Source organism: Mycobacterium sp. 1081908.1, assembly GCF_001673535.1.
Taxonomy (GTDB): domain Bacteria; phylum Actinomycetota; class Actinomycetes; order Mycobacteriales; family Mycobacteriaceae; genus Mycobacterium.
In genome coordinates this window covers 77244-98389 of the sequence record NZ_LZLY01000048.1, presented here as the reverse complement: position 1 = coordinate 98389, position 21146 = coordinate 77244, and the positions used below count along the sequence as shown (strand labels likewise).

The following is a 21146-nucleotide window of genomic DNA, read 5'->3' as shown; positions in this document are numbered from 1 at the left end:
CCATCCGCGGTCCGTAGGCCTTGCCGAGCCCGATCATGACGCTGGTCGACAGCGCGTTGAGCGCCGCGTTCATCGCGGCGGTGCTGCTGGGCGTCGGCATTGGTTGGGGCCTGTACGGCAACACCCGTTCGCCGCTGGATTTCACGACGGATCCCGGCGCCAAACCCGACGGGGTCGGCCCGGTGGTGCTGACGCCGCCCACGGAGCTGCTGTCGGTCGGCGGGCTCACCGGCCTGATGGAGCAGACGCGCAAAAGGTTCGGCGACGTCATGGGGTTCCGGCTGGTGATCTACCCGACCTACGCGGGGCTCGACCGCCCGGACCCCTCCGACGACCGCCGCATGCTCGCCTACGACTACCGCGGCGGGTGGGGAGACCCGACCAGTTCGGCCAAGAACGCCGCCGACGGTCCCGTCGCGGTCGACCTCTCCAAGTTCGACATCGCGGCCACCGTGGGCCTCGTGCGCGGCGCCCCCGACAGCCTCCGCATGAAGCGGTCCGACGTCAAAACCACGTATCTGGTGATCGAGCCGGCGACGGACCCCACCACCCCGGGGGCGCTGTCGCTGTCGGTGTACGTGTCGGGCGACTACGGCGGCGGATACATCGTTTTCGCAGGTGACGGCACCATCAAGCGGGTCAATCTGCCGTCGTAGCGGTCTCCCCGGCGCTGTGACGAATAGCGCACCAACGACAGGTAGTGTTGTGGCGAATATATCGAGACGATACGATTACGCGAGGCGTCGGACCGTTAAGTCTGTCAAAGCAACCAGCCATGCGTAGCCATCTCAAGGGGGTGTATCGATGCTTGAGCTCGCCATCTTGGGTCTCCTGATCGAATCGCCCATGCACGGGTATGAGCTGCGTAAACGCTTGACCGGCCTGCTCGGCGCGTTCCGGGCGTTTTCCTACGGATCGCTGTACCCGGCCCTGCGGCGCATGCAGGTCGAAGGGCTGATCGCGGAGAACGCCGCGCCGGCCGGCACCCCGGTTCGGCGGGCGCGTCGGGTCTACCAACTGACCGACGCGGGTCGGCAGCGCTTCGGTGAGCTGGTGGCCGACACCGGCCCGCACAACTACACCGACGACGGCTTCGGGGTCCACTTGGCGTTCTTCAACCGCACACCGGCGGAGGCACGGATGCGCATCCTGGAAGGCCGGCGCCGCCAGGTAGAGGAGCGCCGCGAAGGTCTTCGCGAAGCGGTGGCGCGGGCGAGCAGCTCGTTCGACCGCTACACCCGCCAGCTGCACCAGCTCGGGCTCGAGTCCAGCGAGCGCGAGGTCAAGTGGCTCAACGAGCTCATCGCGGCGGAGCGGGCGATGCCCGGGCTCTCCGAACAGACGTGAAACCCCTGCACGAAACCGGCAACCAGAACACCAAGACAGAAGTAATTGAAGTTAGGAGAACGCCCTATGAGTGACCACAAGCCGTTCGGGGCGCCCGAGGCGTCGACAGAGGTACGCGTCGCGATCGTGGGCGTCGGAAACTGTGCCTCGTCGCTGGTTCAGGGCGTGCAGTACTACCTCGACGCCGACGAGACCCACACGGTGCCCGGCCTGATGCATGTGAGGTTCGGCCAGTACCACGTCCGCGACGTGAAGTTCGTGGCCGCCTTCGACGTGGACGCCAAGAAGGTCGGGTTCGACCTGTCGGAGGCGATCTTCGCGTCGGAGAACAACACCATCAAGATCGCCGACGTGCCGCCCACCAACGTGACGGTGCAGCGCGGCCCGACCCTCGACGGCATCGGCAAGTACTACGCCGACACCATCGAGGTGTCCGACGCCGACCCGGTCGACGTGGTCAAGGTCCTCAAGGAGAACAACGTCGACGTGCTGGTGTCCTACCTGCCGGTGGGCTCCGAGGAGGCCGACAAGTTCTACGCGCAGTGCGCGATCGACGCGGGCGTGGCGTTCGTCAACGCGCTGCCGGTGTTCATCGCCTCGGATCCGGTGTGGGCCAAGAAGTTTGCCGACGCGGGCGTCCCGATCGTCGGCGACGACATCAAGAGTCAGGTCGGCGCCACCATCACCCACCGCGTCATGGCCAAGCTGTTCGAGGACCGCGGCGTGCAGCTGGACCGCACCATGCAGCTCAACGTCGGCGGCAACATGGACTTCCTCAACATGCTCGAGCGCGAGCGGCTGGAGTCCAAGAAGATCTCCAAGACGCAGGCGGTCACCTCGAACCTGCAGCGCGAGTTCAAGACCAAGGACGTGCACATCGGTCCGTCCGACCACGTGGGCTGGCTCGACGACCGCAAGTGGGCCTACGTGCGGCTGGAGGGCCGCGCGTTCGGCGACGTGCCGCTGAACCTGGAGTACAAGCTCGAGGTGTGGGACTCGCCGAACTCGGCCGGGGTCATCATCGACGCGGTGCGCGCGGCCAAGATCGCCAAGGACCGCGGCATCGGCGGCCCGGTCGTGCCGGCGTCGGCCTACCTGATGAAGAGCCCGCCGCAACAGCTGCCCGACGACGTCGCGCGGGCCCAGCTCGAAGAGTTCATCATCGAGGGGTAACTCTCCTTGCACCGGTGTGCGGTGGGGTCGCGTTGAGCGGCCTCACCGCACACTGGTTTTCGGCGGCGTCAGCGGTGTGCGCTGGCGGCTTTCGGTGTGAGCAGAGGGCGGAAAATCCGGCAAGTCCGCACCATGACGGCACATTCAAAGCCCTAGACGCACGCCCGGCCGGCCACAGTAGTGTCAGACACCGTGACCGAGATCTCCGAAGACGAACTCGACGGGCTGTCTGAGTTCTCACTGCTGTCCGAAAACGCCGAGCAGGCCGGCGTTCCGGGTCCGCTGCCCGACGTGGAGCGGGTCGAGTCGGGCGCCGCGGAGTCCAAGATCAGCGCGCTGCGCTGGGGCGCGCCCGCACTGGACCGTCCCCCGCGGATTGTCTTCTTGCACGGCGGCGGGCAAAACGCGCACACCTGGGACACCGTGATCGTCGGTCTCGGCGAGCCGGCCCTCGCGCTGGATCTGCCCGGGCACGGGCATTCGGCATGGCGCGAGGACGGCGACTACTCGCCGCAGCTGAACGCCGACGCCCTGTTGCCGGCGCTGCGCGAGCACGCGGCCGGCGCCGACGTCGTCGTCGGCATGTCGCTGGGCGGGCTCACCGCGATCCGGCTGGCCGCGGTGGCGCCCGAACTCGTGAAACAACTCGTCCTGATCGACGTCACCCCGTCGGCGTTGCAACGCCACTCCGAGATGACCAAGGAGCAGCAAGGCACGGTGGCGCTGATGCACGGTGAGCGGGAGTTCCCCAGCTTCCAGGCCATGCTGGACCTGACCGTCGCGGCGGCACCGCACCGGGAGGTCAAGGCGCTGCGCCGCGGCGTGTTCCACAATTCGCGCCGCCTCGACAACGGCAACTGGTCCTGGCGCTACGACGCCATCCGCGTCTTCCCCGACTTCTCCGGCCTGTGGGACGACGTCGACGCGCTGTCGGCGCCCATCACCCTCATCCGCGGCGGCTCGTCGGGTTTCGTCACCGACGAGGACGCCGCCGAATTGGGTAGGCGCGCAAGCAATTTCCACGCGGCGCACGTCGTCGACAATTCGGGCCATTCCGTGCAGAGCGACCAACCCCGCGCGCTCATCGAGATCCTGCGCGGGGTGCTCGAGGCGGGTTGAGCCTACGGTGGGTGGTATGACTCCCGACCGTCCCGTTCGTATCGGCGTGCAATTGCAGCCGCAGCACGCCCCGCATTATGGCCAGCTCCGCGACGCGGTTCGCCGCTGCGAAGACATCGGCGTCGACATCGCCTTCAACTGGGACCACTTCTTCCCGCTCTACGGCGATCCCGACGGGCCGCATTTCGAATGCTGGACGATGCTCGGCGCCTGGGCCGAGCAGACGTCACGCATCCAAATCGGTGCGCTGGTGACGTGCAACTCCTATCGCAACCCCGAATTGCTGGCGGACATGGCCCGCACCGTCGACCACATATCCGCGGGCCGACTCGTCCTGGGCATCGGTTCCGGCTGGAAACAAAAGGATTACGACGAGTACGGCTACGAATTCGGCACCGCCGGCAGCCGGCTCGACGATCTCGCGGCCGCGCTGCCGCGGATCAAGGAGCGGCTGGCCAAGCTGAACCCGCCGCCGACCCGCGACATCCCGGTGCTCATCGGGGGCGGGGGTGAACGCAAGACCCTGCGATTGGTGGCCGAGTACGCGGACGTCTGGCACAGCTTCAGCTCCGCCGACGAGCTCCCGGCCAAGTCCGCCGTCCTGGAGCGGCACTGCGCCGACGTCGGCCGGGACCCGGCCGGGATCGAACGTTCGGCCGCGGTCAACGGGGACGTTTCGGGCGGTGGCCTCGTCGCCAACGCCGAAGCGCTGGTGAACCTCGGCGTCACGATGCTGACCGTCGGGTGCGACGGTCCGGACTACGATCTGGGCGCCGCGGAGGCGTTATGCAAGTGGCGCGACGGACGTTGAGGGCCGCCTGCCCGAATTCGCTTCCCGTTTTGCTTCCGATTCATCCACCAAAGAGCTGAACGCCGCGCCAAGACATGAGAAACTCTCTGCGCTAGGTGGACCGAACCGGTTGGAAAGGCACTCAAGAAACGGATGCCAAAAAAATACGGGGTCAAAGAAAAGGACCAGGTTGTTTCGCACATTCTCAACCTGGTTCTCACGGGGAAACTGCGCAGCGGCGACCGCGTCGATCGCAACGAGATTGCGGTCGGGCTAGGGGTCAGCCGAGTTCCGATTCAAGAGGCGCTCGTGCAACTGGAACACGACGGGATCGTGTCCACCCGCTATCACCGGGGCGCATTCGTCGAGCGGTTCGACGAAGCCACCGTCCTCGAACACCACGAACTCGACGGCCTGCTCAACGGCATTGCCTCGGCGCGCGCTGCCACCAACCCCACGCCGCGGATCCTGGGGCAACTCGACGCGCTGATGCGGTCGCTGCGCTCCGCGAAGGAATCCCGCGCCTTTTCCGACATCGCCGGGGAATACCGGCGCACGATCAACGAGGAATACGCGGGGCCGCGGCTACACGCCACGATCCGCGCTTCGCAAAACCTCATCCCCCGCGTCTTCTGGATGACCTACCAGTGCAGCCGCGACGACATGTTGCCGTTCTACGAAGACGAGACCTCCGCAATTCACCGGCGTGACCCGGAGGCCGCGCGGGCCGCGTGCGTCGGCCGGTCCAACCTGATGGCCCAGACCATGCTCACCGAACTGTTTCGGCGCAGGGTGTTCTCCGCGCCGGATGACATCGGCCAAGTCGTTGCCGGCCCTCTTCGGGTATTGGCCGGCGCCGAGGCCGTCGAGGGCGAGCCGTCGATCGCGCTGTAGAGCTCCTTCGACGCGCCGGGTCGCCGGACTGCCGATACGGTAGCGGTGATGAGTTCGCGCCTGGACCGGCGTCCCAAGCGCCGAAAGCTCTTCGCAGTGGCCGTGACGGTACTGATGGTCTGCGGGCTGGCAATGCCCGCCCCCGCCGCCGCCGACTGGAACCAATGCGCGCCGGCGGGCTTGGACAGCGCCCGCGTCCTGCCGAAAGATCTGACCGAGCACCCGTCCACGGAAGACGACGACCGGGCGACCACGGCCACCGTCCAGCCGCTCGGCTCTGTCGACGTCGGCGCGTTGGGGCTGGGCACACCGGGCGTGCTGACGGTCGGCACGCTGTCGGACGCGCCGCCCAACATCTGCATCAATCCCACCGGCGACTTCAGCGGCTTCGACAACCAGCTGTTGCGCGCCATCGCCGCCAAGTTGGGCCTGCAAGTCCGCTTTGTCAGCACGGACTTCTCCGCGCTACTCGCGCAGGTGGCGTCCCGGCGCTTCGACGTCGGCTCCGCATCGGTGAAGGCCACCGACGCGCGCCGGCACACGGTTTCGTTTACCAACGGCTACGACTTCGGCTTTTACTCGCTCGTGGTCCCGCCCGGCTCGCCGATCCACGGCTTCGGCGACCTCGCGGCCGGACAGCGCATCGGCGTGGTCCAGGGCACCGTCGAAGAGTCGTACGTCGTCGAGCACTTGCATCTGCAGCCCGTGAAGTTTCCCGGCTTCGCCACCCTCTACGCCAATCTCAAGACCCGCCAGCTCGACGCCTGGGTGGCGCCGGGGACGCTGGCGTCGACCATAATTCGGCCGGGCGACCCGGCGGTGGTTGTCGCGAACACCTTCAGCCGAGGCAGTTTCGTGGCCTTTGCCGTCGCCAAAGACAATCAGCCGCTGATCGATGCGCTGAATTCGGGCCTGGACGCCGTCATCGCCGACGGCACGTGGGCGAACCTGTACTGCCAGTGGGTGCCGCGGACGATGCCGCCCGGCTGGAAACCGGGGTCCAAAGCGGTCCCCGCCCCACACCTGCCGGACTTCGCTGCGATCGCGGCGCGCCACCACCGCGAGCCGGTGGGCCCGGCCGCCCCGATGTCGACGCTGGCCCAGTTGCGTGCGTCCTTCTTCGACTGGGATCTGTACCGGCAGGCGATCCCGATCCTGCTCACCGTCGGGCTGCCCAACACGATGATCCTGACCAACAGCGCCCTCGTCATCGGCTTGGTGCTCGGCATGCTGCTGGCAATGGCCGGAATTTCGCATTCACGCTGGCTGCGCTGGCCGGCGCGGGTGTACACCGACATTTTCCGCGGCCTTCCCGAAGTGGTGATCATCCTGATCATCGGCATGGGTATCGGGCCGTTGGTGGGCGGGCTTACGAACAAGAATCCGTACCCATTGGGGATCGCCGCACTGGGATTGATGGCGGCGGCCTACATCGGCGAGATCCTGCGCTCGGGCATTCAAAGCGTTGACCCCGGCCAGCTCGAGGCCTCCCGCGCGCTGGGATTCAGCTATTCGGCCGCGCTGCGCCTGGTGGTTGTGCCGCAGGGAATACGGCGGGTGCTGCCGGCTTTGGTCAACCAGGCCATCGGGTTGCTGAAGGCATCCGCGCTGGTGTACTTCCTCGGCCTGGTCGCGCAACAGCGTGAGCTGTTCCAGGTGGGCCGGGACCTCAACGCGCAGACCGGCAGCCTGTCGCCGCTGGTGGCCGCGGGTCTCTTCTACCTGATTCTGACCATTCCGCTAACCCATTTGGTGAACTACATCGACGGCCGGCTTCGCCGCGGCCGCGCCGTGCAGAAGCCGGAAGGGCATGACCCCGTGCTGGCGACCCCGTTCGGTCAGGAGATCACGTGACCGCTCACGCGGGCGGGCGCGCCCCAGTATCGCTGGCGGCCAAGGACATTCATCAGACGCTCGGCGGAAACGTGGTCCTGCGCGGTGTCGATCTCGAGGCCCCCGCCGGCACCACGGTCGCCGTCATCGGACCGTCCGGTTCCGGCAAGTCCACGCTGCTGCGCACCCTGAACCGGCTGCACGAGCCCGACAGTGGCGACATCCTGTTGGACGGCCGCTCGGTGTTGCGCGACGATCCGAACGAGCTCCGCCAGCGCATCGGCATGGTGTTCCAGCACTTCAATCTGTTCCCGCACCTGTCCGTTTTGAAAAACGTCGCGCTGGCGCCCCGCAAGTTGCGCCGCCTCTCCGCCGACGCGGCGCGCGAGTTGGCGCTGACCCAATTGGATCGAGTTGGCCTGAAACACAAGGCCGGTGCCCGCCCCGGGATGTTGTCCGGCGGCCAACAACAACGGGTCGCGATCGCCCGCGCGCTGGCGATGGACCCGCAGGTGATGTTCTTCGACGAGGCGACCTCGGCGCTGGATCCCGAGATGGTCAAGGGGATTCTGCAACTGATCGCCGACCTCGGCGCCGACGGCATGACAATGATCGTCGTCACGCACGAAATGGGCTTCGCCCGGTCCGCATCGGACACCGTCGTTTTCATGGATCAGGGCAAAGTGGTGGAATCCGGTCCTCCTGAGCAGATATTCGACGCCGCCGAGACCGAACGGCTGCAGCGATTCCTGTCCCAGGTGCTCTGACGGTCCCGAACTAGTCTGAGTTAGTCCGGAATAGCTCCCTTGTACGCCCCGCATATCGGGTTAGACTGCCGACTTATGGCGGACAGCGAATCCACCGCACCGGAGGTGACGGAGCTTGCGGAAGGTTTGCACCGCGCGCTGTCCAAACTGTTTTCGATTCTGCGCCGCGGCGACCCCAGTGGGGTCGTGGCCGGCGACCTGACCCTGGCGCAGCTGTCCATCTTGATCACGCTGCTCGATCAGGGCCCCATCCGGATGACCGACCTGGCCGCGCACGAACGGGTGCGCACCCCGACCACGACGGTGGCGATCCGCCGCCTGGAGAAGATCGGGCTGGTGAAGCGCTCGCGCGACCCCTCCGACCTGCGGGCGGTGCTCGTCGACATCACGCCGCGGGGCCGGGCCGTTCACGGCGAGTCGCTGGCCAACCGGCATGCCGCCCTGGCAGCGATGCTCAGTCAGCTGAACGAGTCCGACCTGAACACCCTGGCAAGGGCGCTGGCGCCGCTGGAACGCCTGGGCTGTGGCGAATCGCCCCCCGCCGGGGAGCCGCCGGCGCGCAAGCAGGCCTGAAAATCGCTGATCCCCAAGGGGATTGGTAAGCCTCGACCCACTTCCATAGACTAGGGTCATGCCCACCGCACTCATCACCGGCGCGAGCGGCGGTATCGGTTCCGCGATCGCCGCGGCGCTGTCGGCCACCCACACCCTGCTGCTGGCGGGCAGGTCCTCCGATCGGCTCGACGCCGTCGCGGAGCGGCTCGGCGCCACCACCTTTCCGCTCGACCTGACCGACCCCGACGAGATCGAGGCCAGCTGCGAAATCGTCGACGAACTCGACGTGTTGGTGCACAACGCGGGGGTGTCCATCCCGGGTCATGTCGCCGAGTCCAACGTCGACGACTGGCGCGCCACCTTCGCCGTGAACGTCTTCGGGGTGGTCGACCTGACGCTGGCCCTGTTGCCGGCGCTGCGCCGAGCCCGTGGTCAGGTGGTGTTCATCAACTCCGGTGCGGGACGCAATGTTTCACCGGGCATGGCCTCGTATTCGGCCAGCAAGTTCGCGTTGCGCGCCTTCGCCGATTCGCTGCGCGCCGACGAGCCGGGCCTGCGCGTGACCACGATCTATCCCGGCCGCACGGACAGCGCCATGCAGCGGGAACTCGTCGCGTTCGAAGGCGACCGGTACGACCCGGCGAACTTCCTGCGGCCCGAAACGGTCGCGGCGACGGTCGCCAGCGTCGTGGCCACGCCGCCCGACGGCCACGTCCAGGAAGTGATGCTGCGGCCGCGCAAGCACTGACTAGACGACCAGGTTGACCAGCCGACCCGGAACCACGATCACCTTTCGCGGCGCGGCGCCGGCCAAGAACGCCTGCACCTTCTCGTCGCCCATGGCCGCGGCCTTCAGCGTGTCGTCGTCGGCGTCGGCGGCCACCACCACCCGTCCACGCACCTTGCCGTTCACCTGCACGGGGTACTCCACGGTGTCCTCGACGAGGTAGGCCGGGTCGGCCTGAGGGAAGGGGCCGTGCGCCAGCGAGGCGGGGTGTCCCAGCCGTGCCCAGAGCTCCTCGGCCATGTGCGGGGCCAGCGGCGCCAGCATCAGCACCAGCGGCTCGACCGCCGCGCGCGGCACCGCGTCGCGGTGCGCTTTGGTGAGGTGGTTGGTGTACTCGATCAGCTTGGCCGCCGCGGTGTTATTGCGCAGCGCCGCATAGTCTTCGGATACTCCGGCGATGGTGCGGTGCAGCGCCCGCAGGGTACCGGCGTCCAGCCGTTCACCGGTGCCGTCGGCCACCCGGGTCTCGCCGGTCTGCTCGTCGATCACCAAGCGCCACACCCGCTGCAGGAAGCGGTGCGCACCGACCACGTCCTTGGTGGCCCAGGGCCGGGACGCCTCCAACGGGCCCATCGACATCTCGTACACCCGAAGCGTGTCCGCGCCGTATTCGTCGCAGATCTCGTCCGGCGATATCGAATTCTTCAGGCTCTTCCCGATTTTCCCGAATTCCTGGAAGACCTCGACCTCGCCGTCGGGACCCGCATAGAAGAAGCGGCCGCCGCGCTCGATGACCTCCTCCGCGGGCACGTACGACCCGCGGGAATCGGTGTAGGCGAAGGCCTGGATGTAACCCTGGTTGACCAGCCGGCGGAACGGCTCGCGCGAGCTGACCTGACCCAGGTCGTAGAGCACCTTGTGCCAGAACCTCGAGTACAGCAGGTGCAGCACCGCGTGTTCGGCCCCCCCGACGTACAGGTCGACCCCGCCCGGATCCTGCGGGCCGTGCTCAGCCGGCCGCGGGCCCATCCAATATGCTTCGTTCTCCTTGGCGCAGAACCGCTCTGAGTTGTGCGGGTCGGTGTAGCGCAGCTCGTACCAGGAGCTGGCGGCCCACTGCGGCATCACGTTGGTGTCGCGGGTGTAGGTCTTGAGGCCATCGCCCAGGTCGAGTTCGACGTGCACCCAGTCGGTGGCCTTGGCCAGCGGCGGCGATGGCTCGCTGTTTGCGTCGTCGGGGTCGAACAACACCGGCGCGTAATCCGGCACGTCGGGGAGTTCGACCGGCAGCGCGGCCTCGTCGAGCGCGTGTGGCCGTCCGCCGCTGTCGTAGACGATGGGGAACGGCTCACCCCAGTAACGCTGCCGGGCGAAAAGCCAGTCGCGCAGCTTGAATTCGATGCGCGCCCGGCCGCGTCCATCGGCCTCCAGGCGAGCGGTGATCGCTTCCTTGGCCGCGGCCACGTCCATGCCGTCCAGGTATCCGGAGTTGACCAGCACACCGTCGCCCGCGTGTGCGGCCTGCGAAATGTCCCCGCCGGCAATGACTTCCACGATCGGCAGGCCCAACTCGTGGGCGAAGTCCCAGTCACGCTGGTCGTGGCCGGGCACCGCCATGATCGCGCCGGTGCCATAGCCGGCCAGCACATAGTCGGCGATGAAGATCGGAACGGGTTTTCCGTTGACCGGATTTGTCGCGTAGCTGCCCAGGAAGACGCCGGTCTTCTCCCTGTTCTCCTGGCGTTCGAGGTCCGACTTCGCCGCGATCGCGCGGCGGTAGGCGGCGACGGCTTCGGCCGGTGCGCCGACGCCGTAGGTCCACCGGGTATCGGTGCCGTCGGGCCATGCGGCGGCGACCAGTTCGTCGACCAGCTCGTGCTCGGGCGCCAGCACCAGGTACGTCGCCCCGAACAAGGTGTCGGGGCGGGTGGTGAACACCTCGATATCGACCGCCGAGCCGCTCCGCTCGCCGCTGACGATGGTGGCGGAGAACAGCGCCTGGGCGCCGGTCGAGCGGCCAATCCAGTTGCGCTGCATTGTCTTTACCTTGTCCGGCCAATCCAGCACATCGAGATCGTCGAGCAGCCGGTCGGCGTAGGCGGTGATGCGCATCATCCACTGCCGCAACCGTTTGCGGAATACCGGGAAGTTGCCGCGATCGCTGCGCCCGTCGGCGGTGACCTCTTCGTTGGCCAGCACGGTGCCCAGTCCCGGGCACCAGTTCACCATCGAGTCGGCCCGGTAGACCAGCCGGTGGCCGTCGATCACGTCGGCCCGCTCCCCCGCCGTCAGCGTCGCCCAGTCCCGGCCATCGTCGAGATGTCTTGCACCGGAATCGAACTCGGCGACAAGGTCGGTGATCGGCCGCGCCTTGTTGGCGGCGGTGTCGAACCACGCGTTGTAGATCTGCAAGAAGATCCACTGGGTCCACTTGTAGAACTCGGTGTCGGTGGTCGAGAAGCTGCGCCGGCTGTCGTGCCCCAGGCCCAACCGGCCCAGCTGGCGCCGGAAGTTGACGATGTTGGCCTCGGTCCTGGTGCGCGGGTGCGTTCCGGTTTGCACCGCGTATTGCTCGGCGGGCAGCCCGAACGCGTCAAAGCCCAACGCGTGTAGGACGTTATGGCCGGTCATCCGGAAATAGCGGGCGTAGACGTCGGTGGCGATGTAGCCCAGCGGGTGCCCGACGTGCAGTCCATCGCCGGACGGGTAGGGGAACATGTCCTGCACGAACAACTTGTCGGCGGGCAGCGGGCGTCCGTCGGTCGGAGCCAGGTCGCCGACGGGGTTGGCTACGTTGAACGTGCCGAGCTTCGCCCAGTTCTCCTGCCAGGCGCTCTCGACGCGGCCCGCGAGCGCCGCGGTGTAGCGAAACGGCGGCGCCTCGGAGTCCGGCGCGGCGGCGGTGCCCGCAGGCGCGGTGGTCGGGGATTCGGTCACCTGAACAGGGTATAAGGGAACCCCAGCCGGCCCGGCGGGCCACGGGTTGGTCTCGGTTACGTTGCGCGCCGATCAGAGCTTCATCCCAGGTCGATTTCGACGCTATCCAGCGCGTTTGCCCCCTGGTTACAGTCAGCCTCTACGACGGGTGCTGGGACCCGGGCCATGGGAAGGATCGACGCAGATGATTCACATCGCCCGTACATTGCGGGTATTCGCAGGGGGTCTGGCCGCCGGGGCGATCGGCGTCACGGCGTTCGCGGGCGCCACCGCTTGGGCTGATCCCGCAGTGCCCGCGCTCCCCGCACCGCCGCCCGCCCCAGCAGTCGCCGCACCGGCGCCGCAGAACGTCACGGTCGCGCCCGGACAGATCCCCGGCAATCGGTTGCTCGCCGCTCCCCCGGCGGCAAACCCGGTGGCGCCGACCCCGGTCGTCGCTCCGCTGTCGCCGGCGCCCGCGGCGGTCGCGCCTGGCGTCTCGGGCACGCTGCGTGACTACCTGCAGTCCAAGGGCGTCAAGCTCGAGGCGCAAAAGCCCCAGGGATTCAAAGCTCTCGACATCACGCTGCCGCTGCCCACCCGCTGGACACAGGTGCCCGATCCCAATGTGCCCGACGCCTTCGCGGTGATCGCCGACCGGCGCGGGGCGAGCATCTACACCTCGAACGCGCAGGTGGTGGTGTACCACCTGGTCGGCAGCTTCGACCCGAAGGAGGCCATCACCCACGGCTTCGTCGACAGTCAGCAACTGCCCCTGTGGCAGACCACGAACGCCTCCATGGCCGACTTCGGCGGCTTCCCGTCGTCGATCATCGAGGGCACCTACCGCGACGGCGACATGCTGCTCAACACGTCGCGCCGCCACGTCATCGCGACGTCTGGACATGACAAGTACCTGGTGTCGCTGTCGGTGACCACCGACCGTGCGGTGGCCGTCGCGGATGCGCCGGCGACCGACGCGATCATCAACGGCTTCCGGGTGACCGTGCCCGGGACCACTGCACCCGTACCCGGACCGGGGACCGCCGCGGCCCCTGTCGGCATTCCCGCTCAAGCAGCCGGTGCGGCCCCGGCCGGGCTTCCCCCCCAGCCGGCCGGAGCGGCGCCGGTCGGGCTTCCCTCGCAGCCCGTCCCGCCCAACCAGGTGGCCGCGCCCCGGCCCACCCCCAACTTGTTGACCATGGTGCCGGGTTTGCCGCCGCTGCCGAACTTCGCGTTCCTGCAAGGGCGTTAACCAGCCGCGAAACGAAGGCCGCTGAGCCCGGCGCGCGGGCGCGCCGCCCGGCTCGTATTGTGAGGCCATGTTGATCGCGGGCGTGGTGTGCTTGTGTGCGGCGGTGGCCTCTGCGGGGTTCGGGACCTGGTCGCTCTCCCACAACCAGACCGCCAACGGCACTCAGCTGGCGTTGCGCGCCATGGCTCCGCCGCAGTTGGCGGCCGCCGTGATGTTCGCCGCGGTCGGCGTGGTGGCCCTGGCCACAGCTCCCGACACCGCCTTGGTGGTCTTGATCATCTGCGTCGCCGGTGCCCTGGGGACGCTCGCCACCGGGTCGTGGCAGAGCGCGCGCTTCGCGCTCCGCAGCGAAGCCGCGGCCCCCGGCTGCGCCGGCAGCTGCGCCGTCTGCACGCAGTCCTGCCACTGACACCCTTATCGCCGCGCCGCCGTGTTGAAACGGCTGTCGGCGCTGCCGATCGATTCGTTCCTGCTGGCGCTGGCGGCGACCGTTGCGTTGGCCGCGCTCGTCCCCGCGCACGGCGAGGCCGCCGACGCCGTGTCCGCCGTCGTCACCGCCGTGCTGCTGGCGGTGGTGCTCGGCGTCACCACGGCGACGGGCCGGCTGGCACGGCTCGACCGCGGCGACGCGATCGTCCTGCTGTTCTGTGGTTCGAAAAAGAGCCTGGCGTCCGGGCTTCCGATGGCGCTGGTGCTTTTCCCCGCCGCCACAGTCGGATTGACGATGTCGCCGTTGATGATCTTTCACCAGATCCAGCTGGTGGTCTGCGCGGTGATCGCCAGCAGGCTCGCGCGGGACGCCGAAGCGGCGGCTCCGGCGGGGGAGGGGCCCTAGTTTCTGCTGACGTCGATCGGGTGGGTGGCGAGCAGCGACAGCGGCAGCGGTTGCCGGCGCAGCACCTGACCCCACAGATCGGCCCTCGGCCCCGCCAGAACGTCAGATGGCAACGCGGACAACACAATCCAGTCGTCACGCTCGATCTCGCCCTCCAGCTGACCGATGGTCCAGCCGGAGTATCCGGCGAAGATCCGCACCCCCTCGAGCAGCGGGGCGATCAGCTCCGGCTCGGCGTCCAAATCGACCATCACGATCCGTCCGTCCACATGCCGCAGGCCCGGCACGCCCTGCGGGTCGGCGCCGATCCGCAGCGCCGCCAGACAAAGGGCCGCGTCACGCTTGACCGGCCCACCGATGAACATGGTCTTGGGTTTTGCCGACAGCTTGGCCCACTGCGGCAGCACGTTGTACACCGCGGTCTCGCTGGAGCGGTTGAGCACGACACCCAGTGTGCCGCCGTCGTTGTGCTCGACGATGTAGATGACGCTGCGCCGAAAAGTCGGCTCGAGAAGATCGGTGTTGGCAAGCAGCAACGTGCCTGCGCGCACCCGCTGCGCTGCGGGTGCTATGTAGTCCTCCGGATCTTCGGGCGGCATCAGACCATCATCGCACCTTCGTAACGCCGGCCGGTGCAATCGAGCGCGGCCGATACATATTTGTACTGTTGGCATGGCGCCCAACCCCAACCGCGGAAGTCGGTTCTGTGATTCAATCCCGGATGCAGTCACGCGCACCCGCCGACCTATGGCGGTCGGTGCGCGGTTTGCCGAACTTCTGGCGGCTGCTCCAGGTGCGCGTGGCGAGTCAGTTCGGCGATGGTCTGTTCCAGGCTGGGCTGGCGGGGGCGCTGCTATTCAACCCGGATCGTGCCGCCGACCCGATGGCCATCGCGCGCGCGTTCACGGTGCTGTTCTTGCCCTACTCCCTGCTGGGGCCGTTTGCCGGCGCGCTGATGGACCGCTGGGATCGGCGGCTGGTGCTGGTCGGTGCCACCGCGGGCCGGCTGGTCCTCATCGCCTGCATCGGCACCATCCTGGCGCTGCGCGCCGGCGACATCCCGCTGCTGATCGGCGCGCTGGTCGCCAACGGCCTGGCCCGGTTCGTCGCGTCCGGGCTGTCGGCGTCCCTGCCCCACGTGGTGCCGCGGGAGCAGGTGGTCACCATGAACTCGGTGGCCACCGCGTCTGGCGCTTTCGCGGCCTTCCTCGGCGCCAACTTCATGCTGGTGCCGCGCTTTTTCGTCGGCGCCGGCGACAAAGGCGCCTCGGCGATCATCTTCATCACCGCGATCCCGGTTTCGATCGCGTTGCTCCTGACGTTGCGGTTCGGCGCCCGGGTCCTGGGTCCCGACGACACCGAACGCGCGATCCACGGATCGGCCGTCTATGCGGTGATCACCGGCTGGCTGCACGGCGCGCGGACGGTCGTGCAGCGCCCCACGGTCGCGGCGACCCTGTCCGGCCTGGCCGCCCATCGCATGGTGGTGGGCATCAATTCGCTGGTGATGCTGGTGCTGGTCCACCATTTGCCCGGTCCTCGTCCGGCGACCGGGGGCCTGGGCGTCGCGTTGCTGTTCTTCGCCGCGGCGGGCCTGGGGGCGTTCCTGGCCAACGTGTTGACGCCGTCGGTGGTGCGCCGCTGGGGCCGCTACGCGACGGCAAACGGCGCGCTGGTGGCGGCGGCGCTGATCCAGATCCCGGGCGCGGGGCTGCGGCTTCCGGTGATGGTGGCGTGTGGATTTTTCCTCGGCCTGGCCGGTCAGATGGTCAAGCTCTGCGCCGATTCCGCGATGCAGATGGACGTCGACGACGCGCTGCGCGGACACGTGTTCGCGGTGCAGGACGCGCTGTTCTGGGTGGCGTTCATCGTCTCGATCACGGTGTCCGCGACGCTGATTCCCGACGACGGGCGCGCGCCGGGGTTCGTGCTCTTCGGCTCGGTGCTCTACCTGATCGGGCTCGCCATGCACGCCGTCATCGGCCGTCGCGGCCAGCCGGCGGACAATCGCTAAGGTACGTACGTGACCGCTGCCGAGCCGATGGTGGCCGACCTGCGTGCCGAGAGCGACGACCTCGACGCGTTGGTGGCGCCCCTGGCGGCGGACCGCTGGACGGATCCGACGCCCGCGCCGGGCTGGACCATCGCCCACCAGATCGGGCACCTGCTGTGGACCGACCGGGTCGCACTCACCGCGGCCACCGACGAGGCGGGCTTCGCCGCCGTACTCGAGGCCGCTTCGGCCGATCCCACCGGGTTCGTCGACGCGGGGGCCGAGGAAGTCGCCGCCGTGGCACCGGCCGAGCTGCTCACCGAGTGGCGGGCGACCCGCGCACGGCTGCACGACACCCTGCTGACGGTGCCCGACGGTCGCAAGCTGCCGTGGTTCGGGCCACCGATGAGCGCGGCGTCGATGGCGACGGCCCGGTTGATGGAGACGTGGGCGCACGGACTCGACGTGGCCGACGCGCTGGGCGTCAAACGGACCGCCACCGGGCGCCTGCGGTCGATCGCACACATCGGGGTGCGCACCCGCGATTACGCGTTTGCCATCAACAACCTGGCGCCGCCCACGGAACCGTTCCTCGTCGAGCTGCGCGGTCCCGCCGGCGACACCTGGTCCTGGGGTCCGCCCGACGCCGCCCAGCGGGTCACGGGCTCCGCCGAGGACTTCTGCTTCCTGGTGACCCAGCGACGGGCGTTGGCGGCTCTCGACATCACGGCGCACGGCCCCGACGCGCAGCGGTGGCTGGGGATCGCGCAGGCCTTCGCCGGCCCTCCCGGCCCGGGCCGGTGAGCCGTTACGGCGCGCTGAGTTTCTGAAACCACGCGACGTGATAGTTCGCCGCCACCGGGTCTCCGGTCACGGCGGCCTCGGTGGCGGCCAGCAACAAGCAGTTGAGGAAGAGCGCGGGATCGACGTCCGGGTACTGAATCAACAGCTGATAACGCGCGGTGTCGAGATGCACTCGCAGCAAGTCGATCTCTTCCTCCACGACCCCGGTTCCGGCGGCGGCGGCCCTGGCCACCGTGTGCACCATTCGCGGCAGACCGTCCCGCCAATGCGTGGCCTGGCTCAGCTCCCATCCGAGATCGTCGACCGTGGGCAGCTCGCGCGGCTGCACCGATGCCGTGGTCTCGGCGAAGTCATCCAGCCGACCCAACGAATCCCCGGGGGCGTAGGTGACGGCCTGCCGGGTTTCGCCCAGCAGGGCGGCAACCTTGCCGGTGCGTCGCTCCGGTTCCAGCAGCCGCACGCCCTCCGGAATCGCGATGTCCGGCGGTATCCAGCCGTGGGCAAAATCGGTGACCAACACGGTGGTGCCGTCGGGACGATCACCGATCGCCCAATTCAGGCGCGGCTCTTGATGGACGACGAACGCGAGCAGCCGACGCAACCGCTCGTCGTCGGATTCGCGTGCGGCCGCCGTGACCGGCGCCGCCGGAACTTCCCGGGGCTCGGTGGGTTCGGGCGGTGGCGCGGGGGCTGCGTCGGCGTCGTCATCGGCGAAGGCTCGATGCCGCCCCTCGGCGGTTTCGGGTTCGTCGTCTTCGGCGGCCACCTCGGCGCCCGCTGCCGGGGCCGCCACGCCCGGGGCCTCCACGTCCGCGACGACCGGGATGATCTGCGTCTTCTCCAGATCGTCCAGATCGGCGGCCACCTCGGCGTCCACTTCCGGGGCCGCCACGTCCGGGGCCTCCACGTCCGCGACGACGGGGATGATCTGCGTCTTCTCCAGATCGGCGCCGTAGGGGCTCTCGGCATCCGGCGGGCGTTCGCGTTCGACGGGCGCCGCCCGCACCGCATGCAATTGCCGAATCGTCGACTCGACTCGTCGCGCGGCGCGCGCCCGCGCTGCGTCGATGACTCTGGCTTCCTCGGCCTGACGGGTGAAATCGGGCATTCCCGCCAGCTTTATGGTCCGCAACTCGTCGTTGGCGCTTCGGGTGATCCGCTGCAGGTCGTCCTTCAGATACTCTGCGAGAGTGGCGGTTTCGTCGGTCACCGTGGAAAGCTCGGCAGGCCAAAGCCCGCCTGTCACCCAGGGGGTGCAATCCACAGGAGAGCTGAAGGCGGGAATCGTCAACGATTCCCGGGTAGCTCTCCGGAGGCGCTGGCGCGCCGTCATCCGACCGAAGATCGCCACTGGCTAAGCCTACCGGGATCCAGGGGTGCGTCCATTCAGCAAGTGAATTGTGCAGCTGCGATGGCCTAGGTAGCGTGGGGACATGGCTGATTCTGCGCTGCAGCAGCAACTCGACGAGGTGCGTGCCCTCCTGGCCCGCGCCCGAGAGTTGTTCGGCCCCAACCCGATAGAGCCGCCGACCGACATCGCACCCGATCCCGATGCCGCGAAGACGTGGCTGATTTAGGCCGTCGATCGGCTCGAGCCGCTTAGCGCGCGCCGTCGCGGCGGCGCAGTTTGTGCGCCAGCAGCTTCTCGATGGCCGCGTCGAGATCGTGCGGGGTCGGAACCTCCATCGACGGCGTATGGCCTGCGGCAAGGATCTCGTTGCGGACCTCGAGTAACGCCTTCAGGCAGGACACGTCGGCGGTCAACAGAATGCCCTGCGCCAGCGTTTCGGCATCGGTTTCCATGGCCTCTTCACTCAGCGCGACGCTGTGCATATACCCGCCGCGACAGGAACGGACCAGGATGTGCCCGCTCGGGTGGACGGTGTCGAAGGCTGGATTGGCGTCCGTCATCGACCGCCGTCGATGAGGCCGCCGAAATCTCGTGCCGCGTCTTGCTCGTGCTGTTCCCACGCGGTCGCCGAGATGACCAATTTTTCGGCCATGTCTGCGTGGTCGTCGGCTTGCTGCTCGTAGCACTGTCGTCGGAGCTCGAGCAGATCGCGTCCGGCGTCGCGAAGTTCACCGAAGATGGGCCCGAGTGAGTCCAGGCTCTCCTGGATCGCGGCGTGCGACGACGGAACGGTGCGCAAGTAGTCGGAGGTCTCCTGGTGGTGCGCAGCGGCTTCACGTAAGTGCGCGGGCACCACACGGATTGGCTCGGCCATCTGCTGTCTCCTATTCCTGCGCCGCCGGGTGATCCCGGCGTGATCACTATTCTCATGTGGTCGACGTGGCCGCCGGCCCGGTGGGTGTCGGTGTGTGCGGCTCGGCCGGCGGGGCAGCGGGCGCGGTCGCCGCCGGTGGATGCTCCCAGCCTAGAAAGCTCGGCCCGCTCACGGAGGCGATGCGCTGAATCTGCCCATCGAGAAGCGCCTTTTCGTGACCCAGCGCAAGCGCGTGACGATCGGTGAGGATGCCGATATCGCCGGGTATCGCTTGCAGCGGGTCGACGGGCTCGGTGACCGCCGATCCGGGTGGCGGGATGGTAATTCCCTGCTGGTGGAAGGCATCTGCGATGGCCGCCCCGCCGACGGCGGCTTTGATCGCCGCCGCCAGCTGCGGGCTGGCGGCCGTCACGGTATCACCGTCCGGCAGCGTCACCGTCGTCGGCCCCGCCGGCGGTGGGTCGGGGTGGTCGGCCGAGGCGTCCTCTTCGTGGGTCGCGTCCTCGTCGCCGCCGTGGCCGTCCGGTTCCGGATCGTGCGACCCGACCAAGCGCTCGTCGCCGATACCCCGCAGCGAGGGGTCGGTTCGGCCGGACTCGTCCAGGCCGGGCAACGGTAGGCCGCCCAACCCACCGAGGCCCGGCAGCGCTCCCGCGCCGAGGCTCGGAATGGGCGGCAGCACCGGGGCCGCCGGCGCCGGCGGAGCCGCGCTGCCCCCGGACGGGGCCGGCACCGGTGGGTCCCCCGCGGGTGGGCCGGGGTCGTCGCCCAACACCGAATCAACCAGCGGGTCCCATCCGGCCTCGGGGTCGTCGACCGGCTGTTGGGTTGTGCCGTCGGCTGGCACGGCGACCGGGACGGCGGCCGCGGGCGGCCGATCGTCGGCGCCGTTCTTGGAGGCGTCGTAGAGCGAAGTCCACGCGGCCATCAGCGCCGATTTCGACGTGTCGTCGAGACTCGCGTTCAGGACGACCGCCCGGATGTCCTTGAGCTTCCCGAGGAGGAATCGCTGGAAATCCCGCGCGCCCGCCGGAGTATCGAGATCCGACCGGGAAAGGACGGCGGCTTCGGTCTCTCGCTGCAGCTTCGACAAGGCCTCTCTGCCCTCGACGGACTTCAGGTGGGCGTTCAGGATCGCCGTGATCACCTGCATGTCGAGCTGGGAGCTCGTCGAATTCTGGTGTGCCAGGGCAGCTTCGGCGCCCGCCATGGCTTCGGCGGCCTCACCCTGTTCGCGGTCGGATTCGGGCCCGGCGCCGAAGATGTCCGAATGTTGTTGGCGGATCTTGCGCACGATCGCCTCGAGCTGTTCGGGCCGGGTGGTGGGGGTGATGACCGCCGTCACCTCACTCGGCGCCAAGCCCGCCTGCCACGCGTTCGGATCGCCGGTGCGGTCCCGAACGGATTTGAGCGTGTTGATCAGCTCGTCATACGTCGACATCGGTGTCGCGGCCCCTCCATGCCGGGCGACAGTACCCAGGCATATTCCCGTCGACAACTCACCCCGGCGCGCCTGTGCACGAACAGATAGACGCGCGTGCGGGCTAGCCCGCCGGGAAGACGTACTGAGCGCGCAAGCCATCCAGCACAGCCCTTTTCGCGCGGCCGAGTTCGCGCGCATCGGCAACGACCGTTGCGATCTCGCGCTGTTTGTCCGCCAGGAACCGGCGGAATTCGCGCGCGCCCATCGGGGTATCGACGGCAAGGTACGAGCGGCCGGTGGCGGCGCGGTCGATCTCGTCGGCGATGGCATCGAGTCGCCTGATGCTTTCGCGGGTCGCGGTGTGCGCGTTGGCAAGGACTTCCGCCAGCACGCGGTCCGCGTCGGCGGCCGTGCCGTGCTGGCCGGCCAGCGCCGACTGCCGTGCCCGGATGGCGCTCACCGAAGGTCCGGCTGGTTCCGACATCGACTC

The 21146-nt window shown here is 68.4% G+C and carries 21 protein-coding genes and 2 pseudogenes; 16 read left to right on the top strand and 7 right to left on the bottom strand.

Annotation, left to right across the window (positions count from 1 at the left end; genetic code table 11):
- Positions 1-56: 56 nt before the first annotated feature.
- The 10 genes and pseudogenes from A5655_RS07190 to A5655_RS07145 all read left to right on the top strand — a co-directional run.
- A pseudogene (locus tag A5655_RS07190) lies at positions 57-656 on the top strand (hypothetical protein); the annotation flags it as partial.
- A 148-nt stretch (positions 657-804) separates the two neighbouring features.
- Positions 805-1347 (top strand): PadR family transcriptional regulator, encoded by a 543-nt coding sequence (locus tag A5655_RS07185; protein ID WP_067007391.1) that lies wholly within the window; start codon positions 805-807, stop codon positions 1345-1347.
- 66 nt (positions 1348-1413) lie between these two features.
- A complete protein-coding gene (locus tag A5655_RS07180) occupies positions 1414-2520 on the top strand; it encodes an inositol-3-phosphate synthase (protein WP_067007387.1) in 1107 nt (368 codons plus the stop codon).
- A gap of 192 nt (positions 2521-2712) precedes the next feature.
- Positions 2713-3639: an alpha/beta fold hydrolase gene (locus A5655_RS07175; RefSeq protein ID WP_067007409.1), complete on the top strand. Its 927-nt coding sequence runs from the start codon at positions 2713-2715 to the stop codon at positions 3637-3639.
- A 16-nt stretch (positions 3640-3655) separates the two neighbouring features.
- Positions 3656-4450, top strand: a complete 795-nt coding sequence (locus A5655_RS07170) for an LLM class F420-dependent oxidoreductase (protein ID WP_067007384.1) — start codon at positions 3656-3658, stop codon at positions 4448-4450.
- A 132-nt stretch (positions 4451-4582) separates the two neighbouring features.
- On the top strand, positions 4583-5323 hold the full coding sequence (locus tag A5655_RS07165; RefSeq protein WP_067007381.1) for a GntR family transcriptional regulator: 741 nt from the start codon (positions 4583-4585) through the stop codon (positions 5321-5323).
- Between the two features lie 48 nt (positions 5324-5371).
- Entirely contained in the window at positions 5372-7177 is a 1806-nt protein-coding gene (locus A5655_RS07160) for an ABC transporter substrate-binding protein/permease (protein WP_067007405.1), read from the top strand.
- Positions 7174-7923: an amino acid ABC transporter ATP-binding protein gene (locus A5655_RS07155; protein WP_067007378.1), complete on the top strand. Its 750-nt coding sequence runs from the start codon at positions 7174-7176 to the stop codon at positions 7921-7923. The genes A5655_RS07160 and A5655_RS07155 overlap by 4 nt, the downstream gene beginning before the upstream one ends.
- A gap of 75 nt (positions 7924-7998) precedes the next feature.
- Entirely contained in the window at positions 7999-8496 is a 498-nt protein-coding gene (locus A5655_RS07150) for a MarR family winged helix-turn-helix transcriptional regulator (RefSeq protein WP_067007375.1), read from the top strand.
- Between the two features lie 58 nt (positions 8497-8554).
- Positions 8555-9226, top strand: coding sequence for an SDR family oxidoreductase (locus tag A5655_RS07145; RefSeq protein WP_067007372.1), 672 nt, complete (start codon positions 8555-8557; stop codon positions 9224-9226).
- On the opposite strand, the gene leuS is transcribed toward A5655_RS07145, so the two are convergent.
- Complete coding sequence (gene leuS / locus A5655_RS07140; protein ID WP_067007369.1) at positions 9227-12142, bottom strand: leucine--tRNA ligase; 2916 nt, start codon at positions 12140-12142, stop codon at positions 9227-9229.
- A gap of 184 nt (positions 12143-12326) precedes the next feature.
- Between leuS and A5655_RS07135 the strand changes: the two genes are divergently transcribed.
- The 3 genes and pseudogenes from A5655_RS07135 to A5655_RS07125 form a co-directional block, all read left to right on the top strand.
- Positions 12327-13376, top strand: a complete 1050-nt coding sequence (locus tag A5655_RS07135) for an LpqN/LpqT family lipoprotein (protein ID WP_067007366.1) — start codon at positions 12327-12329, stop codon at positions 13374-13376.
- A gap of 67 nt (positions 13377-13443) precedes the next feature.
- Complete coding sequence (locus A5655_RS07130) at positions 13444-13785, top strand: hypothetical protein (protein ID WP_067007362.1); 342 nt, start codon at positions 13444-13446, stop codon at positions 13783-13785.
- A 141-nt stretch (positions 13786-13926) separates the two neighbouring features.
- Positions 13927-14211, top strand: a pseudogene (locus tag A5655_RS07125) (bile acid:sodium symporter); the annotation flags it as partial.
- Here the strand turns inward: A5655_RS07125 and A5655_RS07120 are convergent.
- Positions 14208-14810: a YqgE/AlgH family protein gene (locus A5655_RS07120; protein WP_156764748.1), complete on the bottom strand. Its 603-nt coding sequence runs from the start codon at positions 14808-14810 to the stop codon at positions 14208-14210. The pseudogene A5655_RS07125 and the gene A5655_RS07120 sit on opposite strands and share 4 nt — an antisense overlap.
- Before the next feature lie 122 nt (positions 14811-14932).
- Here A5655_RS07120 and A5655_RS07115 point away from each other — a divergent pair, with 122 nt between their 5' ends.
- A complete protein-coding gene (locus tag A5655_RS07115) occupies positions 14933-16225 on the top strand; it encodes an MFS transporter (protein ID WP_067007356.1) in 1293 nt (430 codons plus the stop codon).
- A 27-nt stretch (positions 16226-16252) separates the two neighbouring features.
- Entirely contained in the window at positions 16253-17008 is a 756-nt protein-coding gene (locus tag A5655_RS07110) for a TIGR03084 family metal-binding protein (protein ID WP_156764751.1), read from the top strand.
- Positions 17009-17012: 4 nt separating this feature from the next.
- Here the strand turns inward: A5655_RS07110 and A5655_RS07105 are convergent, their stop codons facing one another.
- Positions 17013-18359: a DUF5631 domain-containing protein gene (locus A5655_RS07105; RefSeq protein ID WP_067007350.1), complete on the bottom strand. Its 1347-nt coding sequence runs from the start codon at positions 18357-18359 to the stop codon at positions 17013-17015.
- An 82-nt stretch (positions 18360-18441) separates the two neighbouring features.
- On the opposite strand from A5655_RS07105, the gene A5655_RS28210 reads away from it, so the two are divergent.
- Positions 18442-18585, top strand: coding sequence for a hypothetical protein (locus A5655_RS28210; RefSeq protein ID WP_197508619.1), 144 nt, complete (start codon positions 18442-18444; stop codon positions 18583-18585).
- Between the two features lie 22 nt (positions 18586-18607).
- Here the strand turns inward: A5655_RS28210 and A5655_RS07100 are convergent, their stop codons facing one another.
- The 4 genes from A5655_RS07100 to A5655_RS07085 all read right to left on the bottom strand — a co-directional run bounded on the left by A5655_RS07100 (position 18608) and on the right by A5655_RS07085 (position 21140).
- Positions 18608-18919: a DUF2694 family protein gene (locus A5655_RS07100; RefSeq protein ID WP_067007347.1), complete on the bottom strand. Its 312-nt coding sequence runs from the start codon at positions 18917-18919 to the stop codon at positions 18608-18610.
- The gene (locus A5655_RS07095; protein WP_067007344.1) at positions 18916-19233 is read right to left on the bottom strand and encodes an ESX-1 secretion-associated protein; all 318 of its coding nucleotides are present in this window, start codon (positions 19231-19233) and stop codon (positions 18916-18918) included. Before A5655_RS07095 ends, A5655_RS07100 begins: the two co-directional genes overlap by 4 nt.
- 52 nt (positions 19234-19285) lie before the next feature.
- Positions 19286-20674, bottom strand: a complete 1389-nt coding sequence (locus tag A5655_RS07090; protein ID WP_067007341.1) for a DUF4226 domain-containing protein — start codon at positions 20672-20674, stop codon at positions 19286-19288.
- A gap of 103 nt (positions 20675-20777) precedes the next feature.
- Positions 20778-21140 carry a DUF4226 domain-containing protein gene (locus A5655_RS07085; protein WP_067007338.1) on the bottom strand — a complete coding sequence of 121 codons (363 nt, stop codon included), beginning with the start codon at positions 21138-21140 and terminating at the stop codon, positions 20778-20780.
- Between the last annotated feature and the right edge of the window lie 6 nt (positions 21141-21146).